Below are 17,840 nucleotides of genomic sequence, written 5' to 3'. Positions count from 1 at the left end.
CGACCCGGCCGCCAGGCGGGCGTCGGACGACCGGCGGAGCCGGTCCGGCTCAGGGCCGCGTCACGGCCTGGTGAACACCTGGAAGTCGGTGTTCGCGTCGCCCTGGTCGATCTCGTCGGTGGTGTAATCCAAGACGTACAACGATTGGCCGTGGAGCTGGCCGACGGGCACGTTCGAGCCGACCTTCAGGTTCACATCGGTGGTGAAGGACTGGCCGGGCTGCAGCGTGACGTTCGGCTGCTCGCAGGCCGCCAGGGTGTAGCCGTCCGACTGCTGGACGCGGCAGCCCATGGGCTGCTTGGCGAAGGTGAGGCCGGGCGGCAGGCTGAACCCGTACTTCAGCCCCTTGGCGGGGAGGCTGCCGTAGTTGCGGATCGCCCAGTCGAAGGCGACGCTGTGGCCCAGCCTGACCGGGGTCAGATTGGTCTCCCCGGCGTCGTCGCCGTCGACCGCGACGTCGGCGTAGACGTCCTGGGCCCAGGTGACCAGGTCGTAGCCCGACGGAGCGACGGTGACCGGCACTTCGACGCTGTTGTCGTCCAGATAGGGGTCGGGAGTCGTGCTGGACACCTTCACCGACAGCGTGCCGGCCGCGCCCTGCTCGCCCAGGCTGTACAGCGGAACTCCGAAGTCGCGGGAGTAGTCGGACATGTCGCCCAGTCGGCAGGTGTATCCGGCCGCGTTCGCCGTGCAGCCGCTCGGAACCAGGTAGCCGACACGGGTCCTGTCCAGCTTGCCGGCATCGACGGTGACGGTGACGTTCTTCGCCGTCGTGCCGGAGTCGACGAAGTTGACGATCTCGAACTGGAACGGCTTGGCATGGGCCGGTGTGACGCCCTGCGCGAGCTGACTGCTCTCCGCCATGACGGCCACGTACGCCTGGTCCTCGGCGTGCGCCGAAGTTCCGGTGACAGCGAGGCCGGCGGCGGTCAGGAGTACGGCGGAGCCGGTGCGGCCGAGCCAGGACGATTTACGGGAACGCATCTATCCCCCGATGGATGGTTGGTGACGAGCCGACCGTAGCGATCTACCGAACCCAACTGCCGCCTTCGTCGGGAACAGTGCGGCTTTTGGGCAGACAAACGAGCCGAACGTGCAGGGAGAACCGGGGAGAGACCGGCCAAGCGCCCGAAGACCGGCCTACCTGTCGGCGGTGCGGAGGCCCGCTACGTGGCCTCGCTACGCTCGGAACGCGGCCCGGCCTGGGCCGGCCGCATTCCGACGGCGACAGGGATACGACCGGCGGTGAGCCGCCGCCGGAGATGTGGGCATGAGGAGTTCGGCAGATGGCGGAGTTGGGCCTGGTCGACACGTGCGGGATACTCCGGCAGCCCTGGATCACCTCCCAGCGCGACAGTTCAGGACTCGGCTGGGAGCACCTGTACGTCTCCACCCAGCGGGAACGGCCGTACCGCGCCGAGTTCGCCCCCGCCCCCACCCATCTGCTGATCCTGCACCTCGACGGCCCTGTCACCGTGAGCCGTGGCCAGGGGAGATCCTGGTATTCCCGGAAGGTTCCGGCCGGGGGGCTCTTCCTCCACCCGGCCGGCCGCAGTCTGTCGGTGGAGCTCGGGGGCGGGCTCGACACGGTCCACGCGTACCTCACGGATGAGGCGTTGCGTGAGGCCAACGACGGCCGGCCGGTGGAGCTGCGTGAGGAACTGGGCGCCAAGGACCCGCTGGTCGAGCAGCTCATGCTCGCGCTGCACGGTGTCGTGCGGCGTTGGGAGCCCTCCGCCCGCACCTATGCGGACCACCTGACCGGGATGCTCGCCGCCCAGCTCGCGCACCGGCATCGCGCGGGCCGTGAGCGCCCGGGGCGCAGAACCCCGAGCGGCCTTTCGTCCCGGCAGATGACCAGGGTGAGGGAGCTGATGGAGCGGCGGCTCGCCGAACCGCTGCCGGTCGCGGATCTCGCCGCCGCGGCCTCATTGAGCGTCAGCCAGTTCACCCGGCAGTTCAAGGCCAGCACGGGCGAGTCGCCACACCAGTACCTGCTGCGGTTGCGCCTGCAGCGGGCATGCCGCCTGCTCCGCACCGGGAACTCCTCCATCGGCGAGGTCGCGGTCAGCTGCGGCTTCTCCCACCGGGAACACCTCACCCGGGTGATGCGTGCCCGGCTGGGCACGACTCCGGCCGCCGTCCGCCGTGCGGGCTGACCTTCCCGGAGACGTCGCCCGCGTCCGCGGCGCGCGGCGTTTTAACCCGGGGAGTCATCTCCCCGAGGCCGATAGGATTCGCACATGGCGGCTACAGGTACGACTGCATCCGGGGAGTCGGCGTTCTACGTGACGACGCCGATTTACTACGTCAACGACGCCCCGCACCTGGGCCACGCCTACACGACCGTCGCGGGCGACGTGCTCACCCGCTGGCACCGTCAGCGCGGCGAGAAGGTGTGGTACCTCACGGGCACGGACGAGCACGGTCAGAAGATCATGCGTACGGCCGAGGCGAACGGCGTCTCACCGCAGGAGTGGTGCGACAAACTCGTCGAGGAGGCCTGGAAGCCGCTCTGGGAGCACCTTCAGATCGCCAACGACGACTTCATCCGCACCACCGAGCCGCGCCACACCGACCGCGTGCAGGAGTTCGTGCAGGACCTGTACGACAAGGGCGAGATCTACAAGGGCGAGTACGAGGGCCCCTACTGCATCGGGTGCGAGGAGTACAAGTCTCCCGGCGACCTGCTGGAGGGCGACCTCTGCCCGATCCACAAGAGCCAGGTCGAGTGGCTGAGGGAGGAGAACTACTTCTTCCGGCTCTCCGCGTACGGCCCGCGCCTGCTGGAGCACTACGAGCAGAACCCCGACTTCATCCAGCCGGCCTCGGCGCGCAACGAGATCGTGCAGCTGGTGAAGCAGGGCCTGCAGGACCTGTCGATCTCGCGGTCGACCTTCGACTGGGGCGTCCCGGTCCCCTGGGATTCCAAGCACGTCATCTACGTGTGGATCGACGCGCTGCTCAACTACGCCACGGCCGTCGGGTACGGCTCGGACCAGGCGAAGTTCGACGCCACCTGGCCGGCGAACGTCCACCTGGTCGGCAAGGACATCCTCCGGTTCCACGCGGCGATCTGGCCGGCCATGCTGATGGCCAACAACCTGCCGCTGCCGCGCAAGATCTTCGCCAACGGCTGGCTTCTGGTCAGCGGCGAGAAGATGAGCAAGTCCAACCTCACCGGCATCTCGCCCCGCGACCTCACGAGCCACTTCGGCGTGGACGCCTACCGCTACTACTTCCTGCGGGCGATCCCGTTCGGCCAGGACGGCTCGTTCTCCTGGGAGGACTTCTCCGCCCGTTACACCTCCGAGCTCGCCAACGACTTCGGCAACCTGGCGTCCCGGGTCGCGGCGATGATCGGCAAGTACTTTGATGGGGTGCTGCCGGAGGCGAAGGACGCGGGCCCGGCCGAGCAGGCGATCGCGGACGGCCTGGCCGCGGCGGTGGCCCAGGCCGACACCTTGATCGGTGACAACCTGGACTTCGCCGGCGGCATCGGCGCCATCTTCGACTTCGTCAAGCAGGTCAACGGCTACCTGAGCGAGCAGGCGCCGTGGAAGGTGGCCAAGGACGACTCGGCGGAGGGACAGGCGCGGCTCGCCACGATCCTCTACACCGCGGCCGAGTCGCTGCGCGCGATCGCGGTCCTGCTCCACCCGATCATGCCGACCACCGCCGAGAAGCTGTGGGCGTCCCTCGGGGCGGAGCCGCACCTGGGCGCGCTCGCGGACCAGCGGATCGCCGACCTCGCCACCTGGGGCCGGCTGCCCGCCGGGGCGCAGGTCGTCAAGGGCGAGATCCTCTTCCCGCGGCTGGAGAACGCCTGACCATGTCGCGTGAGCGTCCCGCGCCGCCCGAGGCGCTGCCGGCCGAGGTGTTCGACAGCCACTGCCACCTGGACATCATGGTCGGCAACCGGCAGGCGTCCTCGGGTGATCCCGTCGCGCTGGCGGCCCAGGCGGCCGGGGCGAGCGTCGAGTCGATCCTCGCCGAGGCGAAGTCGGTCGGCGTGACGCGGCTGGTGACCGTCGGATACGACCTGCCGTCGTCCCGGTGGAACGCCGAGGTGGCCGGCGGGCACCGGGACGTCTACGCGGCCGTGGCCATCCACCCCAACGAGGCGCACGCCTCCACGCCCGAGGTCCTCGCCGAGATCGAGGACCTCGCACGGCGTCCGCACGTGCGGGCGGTGGGGGAGACCGGGCTCGACTACTTCCGCGACTGGGCGTCGAAGGACGACCAGCACGCCAGCTTCCGCGCGCACATCGAGATCGCCAAGCGGACCGGCAAGGCCCTGGTCATCCACGACCGCGACGCGCACGACGACGTGCTCGCCGTGCTCGCCGACCAGGGGGCTCCCGACGTGGTCGTCTTCCACAGCTTCTCGGGCGACGCCGAGATGGCCAAGCGGTGTGTGGACGCCGGTTACTTCATGTCGTTCTCCGGCCCGGTGACGTACAAGAACGCCGGATATCTGCGCGAGGCGGCGGCGGTCGCCCCGCCCGAGCTGATGCTGGTCGAGACCGACGCGCCCTACCTGCCGCCGACGCCGCACCGGGGCAAGCCCAACGCGCCCTACCTGATCCCGCTCACGCTCCGCTGCCTCGCGGAGGTCAAGGGCATGGACCTCGCCGATCTCGCCGCCCGGATCACGGTCAACGGCGAGACCGTCTTCGGCGCCTGGTAGCGCGGGAGACACTGGAGACATGAGTCTGCTCGGGCCGGTCGAAGTGCGTGCGCTCGCGGAGAAGCTGAACATCCGGCCGACGAAGAAGCTGGGGCAGAACTTCGTAATCGACGGCGGCACCGTCCGCCGGATCGTCCGGCTCGCCGGGGTCGAACCGCACGACGTGGCGATCGAGGTCGGGCCGGGGCTGGGCTCGCTCACCCTGGCCCTGCTCCCGGAGGTCGCCGAGGTCGTCGCCGTGGAGATCGACCCGGTGCTGGCGGAGCAGTTGCCGCTGACGGTGACCGAGCGGGCCCCCGAGGTGGCCGGCCGGTTGACCGTGGTGCACGCCGACGCCCTCAAGGTCGGGCCCGCCGAGCTCGGGACCGAGCCGACCGCGCTGGTCGCGAACCTGCCCTACAACGTGTCGGTGCCGGTCGTGCTGCACCTGCTGGAGGCGCTGCCGTCGCTGCGGCGCGGGCTGGTGATGGTGCAGTCGGAGGTCGCCGACCGGCTCGCCGCCACGCCGGGGTCGCGCATCTACGGCGTTCCCTCGGTGAAGGCCGCCTGGTATGCCGAGGTGCGCCGGGCCGGTCCGGTCGGGCGCAACGTCTTCTGGCCCGCGCCGAACGTCGACTCCGGCCTGGTCTCGTTCGTACGGCGGGAGCCGCCGGCGACGACGGCGACCCGCGAAGAGGTGTTCGCCGCCGTCGACGCGGCGTTCGCGCAGCGCCGCAAGACGCTGCGGGCCGCGCTCGCCTCCTGGGCCGGCACGGCGGCCGCCGCCGAGAAGGCCCTGCTCGGGGCCGGGGTCGACCCCTCGGCCCGCGGGGAGCAGCTGGGCGTCGAGGACTTCGCCCGCATCGCCGAGCAGCGGGCCGCGGCGACCTAGGCGGTTCACATCGGCCGGCGGCCGAGGTAGGCCAGCAGCACGGCCACCGCGTCGGCGTCGTCGCCGGTCTCCAGCGCGGGAGCGTACGCGCCGTAGGCCCGGAGCGGTTCGACGATCTGGGAGGCGACCTCCATCAGCGGCAGGGCCATCTCCGGGGTGAGCGGCGAGGGCTGCCCCGTGGCCACGGCGATGTCCCAGGCGTGCACCGCCGCGTCCAGCGCACACGCGCCGGCCGCGAGCCACGCCGGCATGGGGCCCTGGGGGAGCGGAACCGGCACCTGCTCGGCGTCGTCGTCCACGGTCGCCCAGGCGCGGGCCGAGGCGTCCAGCGCGACGGCCAGGTGAGCCGCGGGGTCGCCCTCGATACGGCCGGAGGGCGAGAACGGGTCCTCCGAGGGCCACGGCCCACCGTTGATCGCGGCGGTGAAGGCGGTCTGGTCCCCGGTCGCGTGCTGCAGCACCTGGGTGACCGACCACTTCTCGCACGGGGTCGGGGCGTCCCACGCCTCGCCGCCGACGCCCGCGACGGCGTCGCGCAACGCGTCGTGCGCCTGGGTCAGCAGGGTCCGCCAGCTCGCCGTGGTGGTCTCGTTCATGGGATGCCCCTTTTCCTCATTGGAACGGAATGTTCTGTTCCGTTGCTCACCACTATAGCAGAACGGAATGTTCTGTTCCACTGCTACTGTGGCCGCATGCCGAAGCAGACGGACGACAGCGGTTCCGCCGGCCTCGCCGGACGGCGGGGCCGGGCCGCGCGCAACGACGCCGCCATCCTCGACGCCGCCAGGGAGGTCTTCCTGGCCGATCCCAAGGCGCCGGTGGCGGCCGTCGCGGAGCGGGCCGGGGTCGGGATGAGCGCGCTCTATCGGAGATATCCCGGCAAGGAGGACCTGCTGCGCAGGCTGTGCCACGACGGCCTGCGCCGCTGGATCGAGGAGGCGGAAGCGGTCGAGGCCGAGCCGGACGCCTGGAAGGCGCTCGTCGTCTTCCTCGAACGGATCGTCGACGCCGACGTGCACTCGCTCACGGTCCATCTCGCCGGCACCTTCACGCCGACCGAGGAGATGGGGCGTGACGCGCGGCGGGCCGCCGAGCTGATGGGCCGGCTGGTGGAGCGGGCCTACGCGGCCGGACTATTGCGCCGTGACCTGGTCGTAGACGACATCGGTCTCGTGCTGGAGGGGTGCGCCGCCGTGCGCGTGCCCGACGCGGAGCGCACGCGCGAGCTGCGGCGGCGCTTCCTGTCGATGGTGCTCGCCGGTGTTGCCCGAGCGGGTGTTGCCGGAGCCGGTGTGACCGGGACCGGCGAGGCCGCTCTCCCCGGCCCGGCTCCGGAGCCGGGCGAGCTGAACTGGCGGTGGCGGCGGCCGGGTCAGTCGGGGCGAGTTTGACGTGATCGACGGTGATCCCGTTCCATCGAAGGAGTGTGATTTACATCACACACAGGGCTTGTGTCGATCAGTGACGGTTTGTGACGGGGTCGCGTATGGCGGCCCTTGTGATCAGCGAAAACGTGGCGGCCGCGGAGAGGGTGCGGGCGGCGGCGACGATCGCGATCCTGACGCGGTGATCAGACGGAAAACCACTAGGGCGGTCACTGCCAGCAAATCCTCAGATAGCTTTTAGTCGTCCTTTACTGACGGATGGGGCGCAATTGCGCCCGACGATCAGACCAGGGAGTAGTAACTTGAAGCGCACCCTCACCCTCGGCGGCATCGCGGTCGGCCTCCTGGCCTCCGCCGTCGTCGCCGCCCCCGCCCACGCGGACTCCGTTCCGCACGACACCCTGGCCAGCACGAACTTCGCTGCCAAGCAGGTCGCCGCCTTCTGGTACGGCCAGAACAAGGCCAACCTGGTCAACGCGACGCCGTACGCGGTGGAGACCACGCTGCCCACCAAGCACGTCTCCTCGGGTGGCGCCTCCGCGGACAGCAAGGCCGGCGTTGTCGGCTCCAGCGGTGACAAGTCGGCTTCCTCCGGCACGTCGAAGAACGTGAACCTGCCGAAGACCACCGGCAAGGTGTTCTTCATCGGTGCCGACCACAAGCCGCACTGGTGCTCGGCGACCGCCGTGCAGAGCCAGTACAAGAACCTGGTGGCGACCGCCGGCCATTGCGTGTACGACACCAAGAGCAACAAGGCGACCCTCGACAAGTGGGTCTTCGTCCCCGGCTACTACCAGGGCAAGACTCCGTGGGGCATCTACGTGGGTAAGACCGCGTACACCCACTACGACTACGACGTCTACGAGGACGGCGACCGCGACTACGCGTTCGTGACCGTCTACAACGGCGTCCTGCCCACCAGCGCGTCCGGCAAGAGCTACGCCCGCACCTACGAGACCTCGCGCGAGGCCCAGTGGGCGAAGGCCAAGCTCGCCAAGGACAAGGCCTACTCGCACGTGACCGTCACGCCCGTGGTCGACACCCGCCACGTGGTCAAGGAGGGCACCCGCGACTCGCAGAAGGTCTACGTCAAGCGGGACGACTGGAAGAAGCTCAACCCCGAGGGCACTCCGGCCGACGGTCCCTTCAAGGAGGGCACCGGCGTCACGGACAAGGAGTACAGCTTCAAGCCGCGCGGCTGGGACGAGGGCAAGGCCTCCCGCGACGGCAAGGCGTTCTACCTGAAGAAGGGCGACAAGTACGTCGTCCGTACCTACTGGATCAACTACGACGTCGACTACCGCCTGACCGGCCGGGCTCTGTCGATCGGTCTGAAGGACGTCGGCACCCTCGGCTCCAACGTGGGCGGCCAGGGCCTGGCGTACAACCAGAAGATCGGCACGGGCATGTTCGTGTTCGGTTACCCGAGCGGCTCGCACCCGGACGGCAACTACGCCTTCTCCGGCAAGACCCTCAAGTGGTCGTACGGCAAGACCTTCAAGGCGGCCGCGCCGTCGATGAAGGCCGAGGAGCTGGTGGGCATCAAGTCCTCCTTCACCGGTGAGGGCGCTATCGGCTCGTCCTGGCTCTACCGCTACAGCAGCACGAAGCGGCTTGGTTACCTGAACGGTGTGACCATCGCGGTCTCCGACACCGACGGCAACAAGCGCATCGACACCAGCGTTTCGCCGTACTTCGACGGTGAGACCCTGGCCGTCTACAAGACCGCCGCGGCCAACTGGTCCGGCAAGATCGTCTGATCGGTCATCGCGCACGCGAAGGGGCTCGGCGTCAGCCGGGCCCCTTTCCGCTGCCCGGGACATGCGCACCCGTGGCCGCCGCCGGATCTCCGGGGGGCGTGGGTGCCGCTAAGCTCGGGTCCCATGTCCAGGCAGTCCGGTCGCGGCGACGTGCGACGGCGACATGAGGCGGTGAGCGGGCGATGAGCGCGATCACGGTGCGCGTGCCGGCGAAGGTCAACCTCCAGCTCGCGGTCGGACCGCTGCGCGATGACGGCTATCACGACCTCGTGAACGTCTTCCACGCGGTCTCGCTGTTCGACGAGGTCACCGCCGCCGAGCCGCTCGGCCCCGCCCCTGAGCGGGACCCTTCCGCCGCCCCGCTCAGGGTCAGGGTCGAGGGGGACCTCACGGGCGAGGTCCCGGTGAGCGACGACAACCTCGCCGTCCGGGCCGCGAGGGCGCTGGCCGACCGGGCGGGCCGCTTCTACCGGGCCGATCTGCTGATCCGGAAGTCGATCCCCGTGGCGGGCGGCATGGCCGGAGGGAGCGCCGACGCCGCGGCGGCGCTGGTGGCGTGCAACGAGCTGTGGGGCCTCGGCCTGCCCGTCGAGGACCTGATGGAGATCGCCGCCGACATCGGCAGCGACGTGCCGTTCGCGCTGCTCGGCGACACCGCCGTGGGTACCGGACGCGGCGAGCGGCTCGCCCCTCTGGAGACCGCCGGGGTCTTCCACTGGGTCTTCGCGCTCGCCGACGGCGGTCTGTCCACGCCGAGGGTGTACGGCGAGTGCGACCGGCTGCGCGAGGAGGCGGGGGTGGCCGCGCCCACGCCCGCGGTGAGCGAGGCCCTGCTCGCCGCCCTGCGCGAGGGCGACGCGACGGCGCTCGGGCAGGTGTTGTCCAACGATCTGCAGCCCGCGGCGCTGGCGCTGCGCCCCTCGCTCGCGGACACGCTCGCCGCCGGCCGTGAGCACGGAGCGCTCGGCGCGATCGTCTCCGGATCCGGCCCGACCTGCGCCTTTCTGACCGAGTCCGCCGAGCGGGCGCACGAGCTGGCCGCCCTGCTCAAGGACGTGGACGGCTGCAGGTCCGTCGTTACCGCCCACGGGCCCGTCCCCGGGGCCACCGTGGCCGGATAAGCTTTACGGGCGATGAATCTGGTCAATCTGGAGTCTGTCTCCCACGCCTTCGGGCCCAAGCCCCTGCTCGCCGACGTCTCTCTCGGACTGGAGGAGGGCGACCGGATCGGCGTCGTCGGCCGCAACGGCGGTGGCAAGACCACGCTCATCTCGATCATCGCCGGAACGCTGAAGCCCGACGGCGGCCGGGTCACCCACACTCGCGGGCTGCGCGTCGGCGCGCTCGCCCAGCGTGACCGGTTCGATCCGGACACAGCCGTTAAGGACATCGTCCTGGCCGGCCGGGCCGAGCACGAGTGGGCCGGCGACGCCGCGATCAGGGAGATCCTCGCCAACCTGCTCGCCGACATCGACCTCGCGGCTCCCGCGGGCGCGCTGTCGGGCGGGGAGCGTCGCCGTACGGCCCTGGCCCGGCTGCTGGTCGAGGAGCACGACCTGCTGATCCTCGACGAGCCCACGAACCACCTCGACATCGAGGCCATCGCCTGGCTCGCCGGGCATCTCGTCCAGCGCAAGTCGGCGCTGCTCGTCGTCACCCACGACCGGTGGTTCCTCGACGCCGTCTCCACCCGCACGTGGGAGGTCGTGGACGGCTCCGTCGAGCGATACGAGGGCGGCTACGCGGCGTACGTGCTGGCCAAGGCCGAGCGGGCGCGGATCGCGCAGGCCGCGGAGGAGCGCCGGCAGAACCTCATGCGCAAGGAGATCGCCTGGCTGCGGCGCGGCCCGCCGGCCCGGACTTCCAAGCCCAAGTTCCGGATCAACGCGGCCGAGGCGCTGATCGCGAACGAGCCGCCGCCGCGGGAGACCGTCGAGCTGCTGAGCTTCGCCTCGGCGCGGCTCGGCAAGACCGTCGCGGACCTGGAGGACGTGACGCTCCACGCGGGCGGCCCGGCGGCGGGGCCTCTGGTGCTCGACCACTGCACGTACCAGTTCGGCCCGGGCGACCGGATCGGCCTGATCGGCGTGAACGGCTCGGGCAAGTCGTCGGTGCTGCGCCTGCTGTCCGGCACGGTCGAGCCCGACTCCGGCCGCATGGTGCGCGGCAAGACGGTGCGACTCGCCCACCTGTCGCAGGAGCTCGCCGAGCTGGACCCCGCGCGGCGGGTGCTGGAGACGGTCGAGGAGATCCGCAAGTACGTCCAGGTGGGCAAGAAGGAGTGGTCGGCCTCCCAGCTGCTCGAACGCCTCGGCTTCCGGGGCGAGGCCCAGTGGAAGGTCGTCGGCGACCTGTCGGGCGGCGAGCGGCGGCGGCTGCAGCTCCTCCGGCTGATCATGAACGAGCCGAACGTGCTGCTGCTCGACGAGCCGACCAACGACCTCGACATCGAGACGCTCACCGAGCTGGAGGACCTCCTCGACAGCTGGCCGGGCACGCTCGTGGTGGTGAGTCACGACCGGTACTTCCTGGAGAGGGTGGCGGACCGCTGCGTCGCGCTCCTCGGGGACGGCAGGCTGTCGATGCTGCCCGGCGGCGTGGACGAATACCTGGAACGCCGTGCGGCGGGCGCCGCGTTGTCGGCCCGGGCGGCCTCCGCCGCAAGCGCTTCCGAGCGGGCCGGCCGGGACGACCAGCCGGCGCCGGAGGGCGGGCTGTCCGCCAAGGAGCTGCGGGAGCTGCAGAAGGAGCTCAACCGGCTGGAACGGCAGATCGACAAGTTCGGCGAGCGTGAGGCGAAGCTGCACGCCGAGATGGCCGAGGCGGCGAGCGACTTCGAACGCCTGGCCACGCTCGACGCCGAGCTGCGGGAGATCGCCGCGCAGAAGGAGTCGGCCGAGCTCGAGTGGATGGCGGTGGCGGAGCGCCTCGAAGGCCAGTAGGCCGCCTAGAGCAATAGGGCGCTAGGGCGGTAGGGCGCCGTCGGCCGGTCACGGTCTCGACAGCGGTGATGCGAAGAACGAAAGGGGCCCGGCGCGCTGCCGGGCCCCTTCGCATGAGCGGTGGCGGATCAGACGATCTTGCCGGACCAGTTGTTCGCGGCGGTCTTGTACACGCCGTAGGTCTCGCCGTCGAAGTACGGGGAGACGCTGGTGTCGTAGCGCCTGTTGCCGTCGCGGTCGGCGACGCCGATGGTCACGCCGTTCAGGTAGCCGAGCCGCTTCGTGCTGCTGTAGCGGTACAGCCACGCCGAGCCGAGCGCGCCCTCACCGGTGAACGACGACTTGATGCCGACGAGCTCCTGCGCCTTGATGGTGGGGGAGCTGGCCTTGAAGGTCTTGCCGTACGACCACTTGAGGGTCTTGCCGGAGAAGGCGTAGTTGCCGTCCGGGTGCGACCCGCTCGGGTAACCGAACACGAACATGCCCGTGCCGATCTTCTGGTTGTACGCCAGGCCCTGGCCGCCCACGTTGGAGCCGAGGGTGCCGACGTCCTTCAGGCCGATGGAAAGGATCCGGCCGGTCAGGCGGTAGTCGACGTCGTAGTTGATCCAGTAGGTGCGGACGACGTACTTGTCGCCCTTCTTCAGGTAGAACGCCCTGCCGTCGCGGGAGGCCTTGCCCTCGTCCCAGCCGCGCGGCTTGAAGGAGTACTCCTTGTCCGTGACGCCGGTGCCTTCCTTGAAGGGACCGTCGGCCGGAGTGCCTTCGGGGTTGAGCTTCTTCCAGTCGTCGCGCTTGACGTAGACCTTCTGCGAGTCGCGGGTGCCCTCCTTGACCACGTGGCGGGTGTCGACCACGGGCCGGATACGCAGGTGGGAGTAGGCGTTGTCCCTGTCGAGCTTGGCCTTGGCCCACTTCGCCTGACGGGAGGTCTCGTAGGTGCGGGCGTAGCTCTTGCTGGAGCCGCTGGTGGGCATGACGCCGTTGTAGACCGTGACGAACGCGTAGTCGCGGTCGCCGTCCTCGTAGACGTCGTAGTCGTAGTGGGTGTACGCGGTCTTGCCCACGTAGATGCCCCAGGGCGTCTTGCCCTGGTAGTAGCCGGGGACGAAGACCCACTTGTCGAGGGTCGCCTTGTTGCTCTTGGTGTCGTACACGCAATGGCCGGCGGTCGCCACCAGGTTCTTGTAGTGCGACTGGACAGCGGTCGCGGTGCACCAGTGCGGCTTGTGGTCGGCACCGATGAAGAACACCTTGCCGGTGGTCTTCGGCAGGTTCACGTTCTTGGTGCTGGTGGTCGCCTTCTTGTCGCCGCTGGAGCCGACGACGCCGGGCTTGCTGTCCGCGGACGCTCCGCCGGTCGACACGTGCTTGGCCGAGACTCGCGTCTCCACGTTGTACGGCTTGGCGTTGCGAAGGTTGGCCATACGCTCGCCGAACCAGAAGGCGGCGACCTGCTTGGCGGCGAAGTTGGAGCTGGCCAGGGTGTCGTGCGGAACGGAGTCCGCGTGCGCGGGGGCGGCGACGACGGCGGAGGCCAGGAGGCCGACCGCGATGCCGCCGAGGGTGAGGGTGCGCTTCAAGGGTTGTTCTCCTTGGTCTGTCGGGGGCACAAAGTACGCCCACACGTCAGTAAAGGGACGGTAAGAAAGTTATCGGAGGAGGCAGGCGGAAAGTAGCGCCGAAAGCTGCTCCTCAGACGCACCCGAAACGATCAAGGTCACGTCCGAACCTGAACGTTTCCTGTATTTCTGCTGATGAGATGCTGATTTCGAGAGGTGTCGAGCACGCTGCGTAACTGATCGTTTGAGCGGATAATGTGATGCAAATCACATCTATGTGATGGAACCATACGATGCGGTGATCACGTCTGATTTCGCCCGTGCGTGCCTAACGCCTGCGGCCGGGAGGAAGTCAGCCGGGCGGCCCCGGAAGGCGCTCCTGAGGGCACAGGGAGCGCGGGGAGCGCGGGGAGAGCGCGCGGTTGAGAGCGGGAACGACGCAAAGGGTGGAGAACAAGACAAGGGCCCGGCCGCACGCGGCCGGGCCCTTGCTCAGCTGAGCCTCACGGGACGAGGCGTCAGACGATGTTGGACGAGGGGGTGGCGGCCGCGGTCTTGTAGACGGCCAGGGTCTCACCGTCGAAGTACGGGGAGACGCTGGTGTCGTAGCGGTTGTTGCCGTCGGTGTCGGAGACGCCGATGGTGACGCCGTTCAGGTAGCCGAACCGCGTCGAGTTGTTGTACTTGTACAGCCAGGCGGAGCCGGAGGCGCCCTCGCCGGTGAACGACGACTTGATGCCCTGGAGCGCCTCACCCTTCAGGGCCGAGGCCGTGGCGGGGAAGGTCTTGCCGTAGCTGTACTTGAGGGTCTTGCCGGAGAAGGCGTAGTTGCCGTCCGGGTGCGACCCGCTCGGGTAACCGAACACGAAGGTCGGCTGGCCGACCTTCTGGTTGTAGGCCAGGCCCTGGCCCCCGACGTTGTCCCCGAGCTTGCCGACGTCCTTCAGGCCGATCGTCAGCTTCGCGCCGACGACCTTGTAGCCCTTGAAAGCCTTCGCCTTGAACGTCCGGCTGTAGTACTTGTACTCGTGGTTGCCGCTCTGCTGCTTCACCCGCCAGAACAGGGTCTTCCCGTCCCTGCTGACGTAGGAGTCCCTGTCCGACCTGTACTCGTTCGGCTGGACCTTGTCGTTGATCGCGCCGGCGGACGTCAGAGGAGCCCACGGGCCGTTTCCGGTCAGGTTCTTGCCCTTGTTCCAGGCCTGGAACTCGGCGACGGAAACCGGAACCTCGGGGGCGCGACTCGAGAGGGTGTTGACCTCCACGACGTCGAGCTTGGAGAGAGCGGTGGTCTTGTCGGCAGCGAGCTTGGCCTTGGCCCGCTCGGCATCCCACTTGCTCTTGTAGACCTGCGACTCGTACTTGCCGCTGGCGCCGGCGTCGGTCGGGGTGACGCCGTTGTAGACGGCGACGAAGGCGTAGTCGAAGTCGCCGTCACCGTACGTGGTGTAGTCGAAGTGGGTGAACGCCATCTTGCCGACGTAGATGCCGTACGGCGTCTTGCCGTTGTAGTAACCCGGGACGAAGACCCACTTGTCCATCAGGTCCTTGTCCTTCACCGTGTCGTAGACACAGTGACCGGCCGTGGCCACCAGGTTCTTGTTCAGCGACTGCAGGGCGGTCGCGGTGCACCAGTGCGGCTTGTTGTCGGTGCCGATGAAGAACACCTTGCCCGTGGTGCGGGGCAGGTTGACGTTCTTCGACGTGCTGGTGGTCTTCTTGTCGCCGCTCGAAGAGACGACGCCGGGCTTGGTGTCGGTGATCTCCTTGGGCATGGTCGACACGTGCTTCGCCGCGACCTTGGTCTCGGTCTCGTACGGCGTGGCCTTGACCAGGTTCGCCATCTTCTCGCCGAACCAGAAGGCGGCGACCTGCTTGGCGGCGAAGTTGGTCTCGGCCAGCGGCTTGGCCTTGGGCTTGCCGTGGCCGCGGTCGGCGTGCGCCGGGGAGGCGACGAGGGCGGTGGCCAGCAGGCCGACCGCGACGCCGCCCAACGCGAGGGTGCGCTTCAAAGTGCTCTCCATGGTCTGTCGTGAGGCGCGGCTTTCGCCTCATGCGTCAGTAAAGGATGCGCAAAAGCTACCGGATTGGTAGCTGAGGGCGTAAGAGAGGCGAAGGAATGGGTATCACCTCGTGATCTTCAATGTGATATGCCATTGCACGCCGACGCCGCCGGGTGCTTTTCCGGGGAAATTCGCCCGCGGCGGGAGCGGGCTCTCCCCTTCCCGGACCGCTCGGCCGCCGCAGCGGCGACATCCGGCTCACGCGTCGCCAGGACCTCCCCCTTCACACGGCCAGGGAGGAGTCACGGCCACCAGGACTCGGGTGCGGCCCTTCCGGTCACCCGGCCCCCGGGGGAGGGGCCTGACGAATTGACGACGCCGTTCCTTTTCCGCGTCGCCATCTCGTCGTCCGTGAAATGCGTAAGAAAAAGGACCCGGCTGGAGGCCGGGCCCTTTTTCTTCATCTCACTGACTGGGGGAAAGATCAGACGATCTTGCCGGACCAGTTCGCCTGAGCGGTCTTGTAGACAGCCAGGGTCTCACCGTCGAAGTACGGCGAAACGCTGGTGTCGATCCGGCCGTTCCCGTCGGTGTCGGAGACCGCGATGGTCACACCGTTGAGGTAGCCGAGCCGCTTGGCGCTGCTGTAGCGGTACAGCCAGGACGAGCCGAGGGCGCCCTCACCGGTGAAGGAGGACTTGATGCCGACGAGCTCCTCGGCCTTCATCGACGGGGCAGAGGCCTTGAAGGTCTTGCCGTAGGCCCACTTCTGGGTCTTGCCGGTGAAGGCGTAGTTGCCGTCCGGGTGCGAGCCGCTCGGGTAGCCGAACTCGAAGACGGCGGTGCCGATCTTCTGGTTGTAGGCCAGGCCCTGACCGCCGACGTTGGCGCCGAGGGTGCCGACGTCCTTCAGAGCGATCGAGACCTTGAAGCCGACGACCTTGTAGCCGACGATCTTCGGGGTCTGCGACGGGGCCGGCGTCGAGTGGTTGTTCCAGCTGCCGCTGTGCGAGCCGCCGTTGTTCCAGCCGCCGCTGTGCGAGCTGCGCTCGTACACCGGCACGACCGTGAGCTTCGACAGAGCGGTGGTCTTGTCGGCCTGGAGCTTCTTCAGCTCCTTGTAGGCGTCCAACTTGCTGTGGAAGACGCGCGACTCGTACTTGCCGCCGCTGGTGCCGCCCTCGGTGGGGATGACACCGTTGTAGACGGTCACGAACGCGTAGTCGCGGTCGCCGTCCTCGTACACGCTGTAGTCGTAGTGGGTGTACGCGGTCTTACCCACGTAGATGCCCCACGGGGTCTTGCCCTCGTAGTAACCGGGGACGAAGACCCAGTTGTCCAGCGTGGTCGCGTTCGACTTGGTGTCGTACACGCAGTGACCCGCGGTCGCCACGACGTTCTTGTACTGCGACTGCAGAGCGGTCGCGGAGCACCAGTGCGGCTTGCCGTCGGCGCCGGTGAAGAACACCTTGCCGGTGGTCTTCGGCAGGTTCACGTTCTTCGACGTGCCGGTGGAAGCCTTCTGGTCGCCGCTGGAGCCCACGACGCCGGCCTTGTCGTCGGCGGAGACGCCGCCGGTCGACACGTGCTTGGCGGAAACCGTGGTCTCAGCGGTGTACGGCGTGGCGTTGACCAGGTTGGCCTTGGCCTGGCCGAGCCAGTACTGGGCAACCTGCTGAGCGGCGAGGTTGGTGTTGGCCAGGTTCACGCTCGGGACGGAGTCGGCGTGAGCCGGGGCGGCGATGGCAGCGGAGGCCAGCAGGCCGGCCGCGATGCCACCGAATGCGAGGGTGCGCTTCAACTTTCTCTCCCTGGTCTGTCGTGAGGCGACTCCTGCGCCCCATGCGTCAGTAAAGGAACGGTCAGAAAGTTATAGGAGAAGTTGGTGTGGTGTAAGTGGAACCACGACGTCTGCCCGCCGCCTCCGGGCTCGCGTGCTTCGCTCGGGTTGATGGGCCTATGCGGCATCTGTGCTGATCACGAGCGGTGTCGGATGTCCGTCGTCACGGTGCGCGACCGCTCTGAGTCGGGGCTCGGTGTGACGCGAATCACACCGACTGGATGAAACCGAGAGAGGGGGTCCTACGTCAAAAGGGCCTTCAGCGGAGCGGGCCCACGCTCTCGGTGGCTCGTTCTGGGCGCCCCAAAAGGGCTCGACCGGCGGCGTGCGGCGGTCTGCGGGGCCTGGCAGGGGACGGGAGGGCTCGGGCGGCTCCCGTCCGTCTGGGGACGATCTACGGCCTGCGTGGCGAGCCGGCCCGTCACGCGTCATCTGACGGCGGATGGCCCGGGGCGTGAGAACCGTGAGCACTATGGGGTGCGGGGTGAGTGCTTCACTCGCTCGCGAAGTGCCCAATCGGGCCTCTGACGCCCGCAACGACGAGACGGTGGCCGTGGAGCGGGGAGAAGGGGCGGGCCGGGGCGGACGGCACTGTGATCGGCCCAGGGATCAGCGGTGTGATCGGCCCAGGGGTCGGCGGTGAGATCGATGGCGTGACCGCCGCGTGGTGGAGCACGGGTGTAGGTGTTTTCGGGCAACGGAAAAGGGCCCGGCGGGAGGCCGGGCCCTTTCCTTGACTCTGCTTTACCGGGCGGAAGATCAGACGATCTTGCCGGACCAGTTGGCG

The 17,840-nt window shown here is 68.8% G+C and carries 13 protein-coding genes; 8 read left to right on the top strand and 5 right to left on the bottom strand.

Annotated elements, in window-relative coordinates; genetic code table 11:
• Window positions 1-60: 60 nt before the first annotated feature.
• Window positions 61-984, bottom strand: a complete 924-nt coding sequence (locus tag ACIBK1_RS33460; RefSeq protein ID WP_396739689.1) for a hypothetical protein — start codon at window positions 982-984, stop codon at window positions 61-63.
• Window positions 985-1,286: 302 nt separating this feature from the next.
• Between ACIBK1_RS33460 and ACIBK1_RS33455 the strand changes: the two genes are divergently transcribed.
• From ACIBK1_RS33455 to rsmA, 4 genes are all read left to right on the top strand, one after another.
• Entirely contained in the window at window positions 1,287-2,159 is an 873-nt protein-coding gene (locus ACIBK1_RS33455) for a helix-turn-helix domain-containing protein (protein ID WP_030511401.1), read from the top strand.
• Between the two features lie 84 nt (window positions 2,160-2,243).
• Window positions 2,244-3,830 (top strand): methionine--tRNA ligase, encoded by a 1,587-nt coding sequence (gene metG, locus ACIBK1_RS33450; RefSeq protein WP_363425920.1) that lies wholly within the window; start codon window positions 2,244-2,246, stop codon window positions 3,828-3,830.
• A gap of 2 nt (window positions 3,831-3,832) precedes the next feature.
• A complete protein-coding gene (locus tag ACIBK1_RS33445) occupies window positions 3,833-4,690 on the top strand; it encodes a TatD family hydrolase (protein WP_357318139.1) in 858 nt (285 codons plus the stop codon).
• Between the two features lie 19 nt (window positions 4,691-4,709).
• Window positions 4,710-5,561, top strand: coding sequence for a 16S rRNA (adenine(1518)-N(6)/adenine(1519)-N(6))-dimethyltransferase RsmA (gene rsmA / locus ACIBK1_RS33440; RefSeq protein WP_030511404.1), 852 nt, complete (start codon window positions 4,710-4,712; stop codon window positions 5,559-5,561).
• Between the two features lie 5 nt (window positions 5,562-5,566).
• Here rsmA and ACIBK1_RS33435 read toward each other — a convergent pair whose 3' ends face one another.
• Window positions 5,567-6,157, bottom strand: coding sequence for a TIGR03086 family metal-binding protein (locus ACIBK1_RS33435; protein ID WP_030511405.1), 591 nt, complete (start codon window positions 6,155-6,157; stop codon window positions 5,567-5,569).
• 96 nt (window positions 6,158-6,253) lie between these two features.
• Between ACIBK1_RS33435 and ACIBK1_RS33430 the strand changes: the two genes are divergently transcribed.
• From ACIBK1_RS33430 to ACIBK1_RS33415, 4 genes are all read left to right on the top strand, one after another.
• Entirely contained in the window at window positions 6,254-6,952 is a 699-nt protein-coding gene (locus tag ACIBK1_RS33430) for a TetR/AcrR family transcriptional regulator (protein WP_396739685.1), read from the top strand.
• 296 nt (window positions 6,953-7,248) lie between these two features.
• Window positions 7,249-8,706, top strand: a complete 1,458-nt coding sequence (locus tag ACIBK1_RS33425; protein ID WP_357318127.1) for a trypsin-like serine peptidase — start codon at window positions 7,249-7,251, stop codon at window positions 8,704-8,706.
• A 182-nt stretch (window positions 8,707-8,888) separates the two neighbouring features.
• Complete coding sequence (locus tag ACIBK1_RS33420) at window positions 8,889-9,827, top strand: 4-(cytidine 5'-diphospho)-2-C-methyl-D-erythritol kinase (protein WP_396739683.1); 939 nt, start codon at window positions 8,889-8,891, stop codon at window positions 9,825-9,827.
• 12 nt (window positions 9,828-9,839) lie between these two features.
• Window positions 9,840-11,648: an ABC-F family ATP-binding cassette domain-containing protein gene (locus tag ACIBK1_RS33415; RefSeq protein WP_030512588.1), complete on the top strand. Its 1,809-nt coding sequence runs from the start codon at window positions 9,840-9,842 to the stop codon at window positions 11,646-11,648.
• A 128-nt stretch (window positions 11,649-11,776) separates the two neighbouring features.
• Here ACIBK1_RS33415 and ACIBK1_RS33410 read toward each other — a convergent pair whose 3' ends face one another.
• The 3 genes from ACIBK1_RS33410 to ACIBK1_RS33400 form a co-directional block, all read right to left on the bottom strand.
• Entirely contained in the window at window positions 11,777-13,231 is a 1,455-nt protein-coding gene (locus ACIBK1_RS33410) for a trypsin-like serine peptidase (RefSeq protein ID WP_396739681.1), read from the bottom strand.
• A gap of 497 nt (window positions 13,232-13,728) precedes the next feature.
• The gene (locus ACIBK1_RS33405; RefSeq protein ID WP_030512585.1) at window positions 13,729-15,222 is read right to left on the bottom strand and encodes a trypsin-like serine peptidase; all 1,494 of its coding nucleotides are present in this window, start codon (window positions 15,220-15,222) and stop codon (window positions 13,729-13,731) included.
• Between the two features lie 475 nt (window positions 15,223-15,697).
• Window positions 15,698-17,014 carry a trypsin-like serine peptidase gene (locus ACIBK1_RS33400; RefSeq protein ID WP_030512584.1) on the bottom strand — a complete coding sequence of 439 codons (1,317 nt, stop codon included), beginning with the start codon at window positions 17,012-17,014 and terminating at the stop codon, window positions 15,698-15,700.
• Between the last annotated feature and the right edge of the window lie 826 nt (window positions 17,015-17,840).

Origin of the sequence: Microbispora rosea, assembly GCF_044460045.1 — a bacterium.
GTDB classification, from domain to species: domain Bacteria; phylum Actinomycetota; class Actinomycetes; order Streptosporangiales; family Streptosporangiaceae; genus Microbispora; species Microbispora rosea.
The sequence above is the reverse complement of the archived record's forward strand: the minus strand, read 5'-3'. Positions and strand labels throughout refer to the sequence as shown.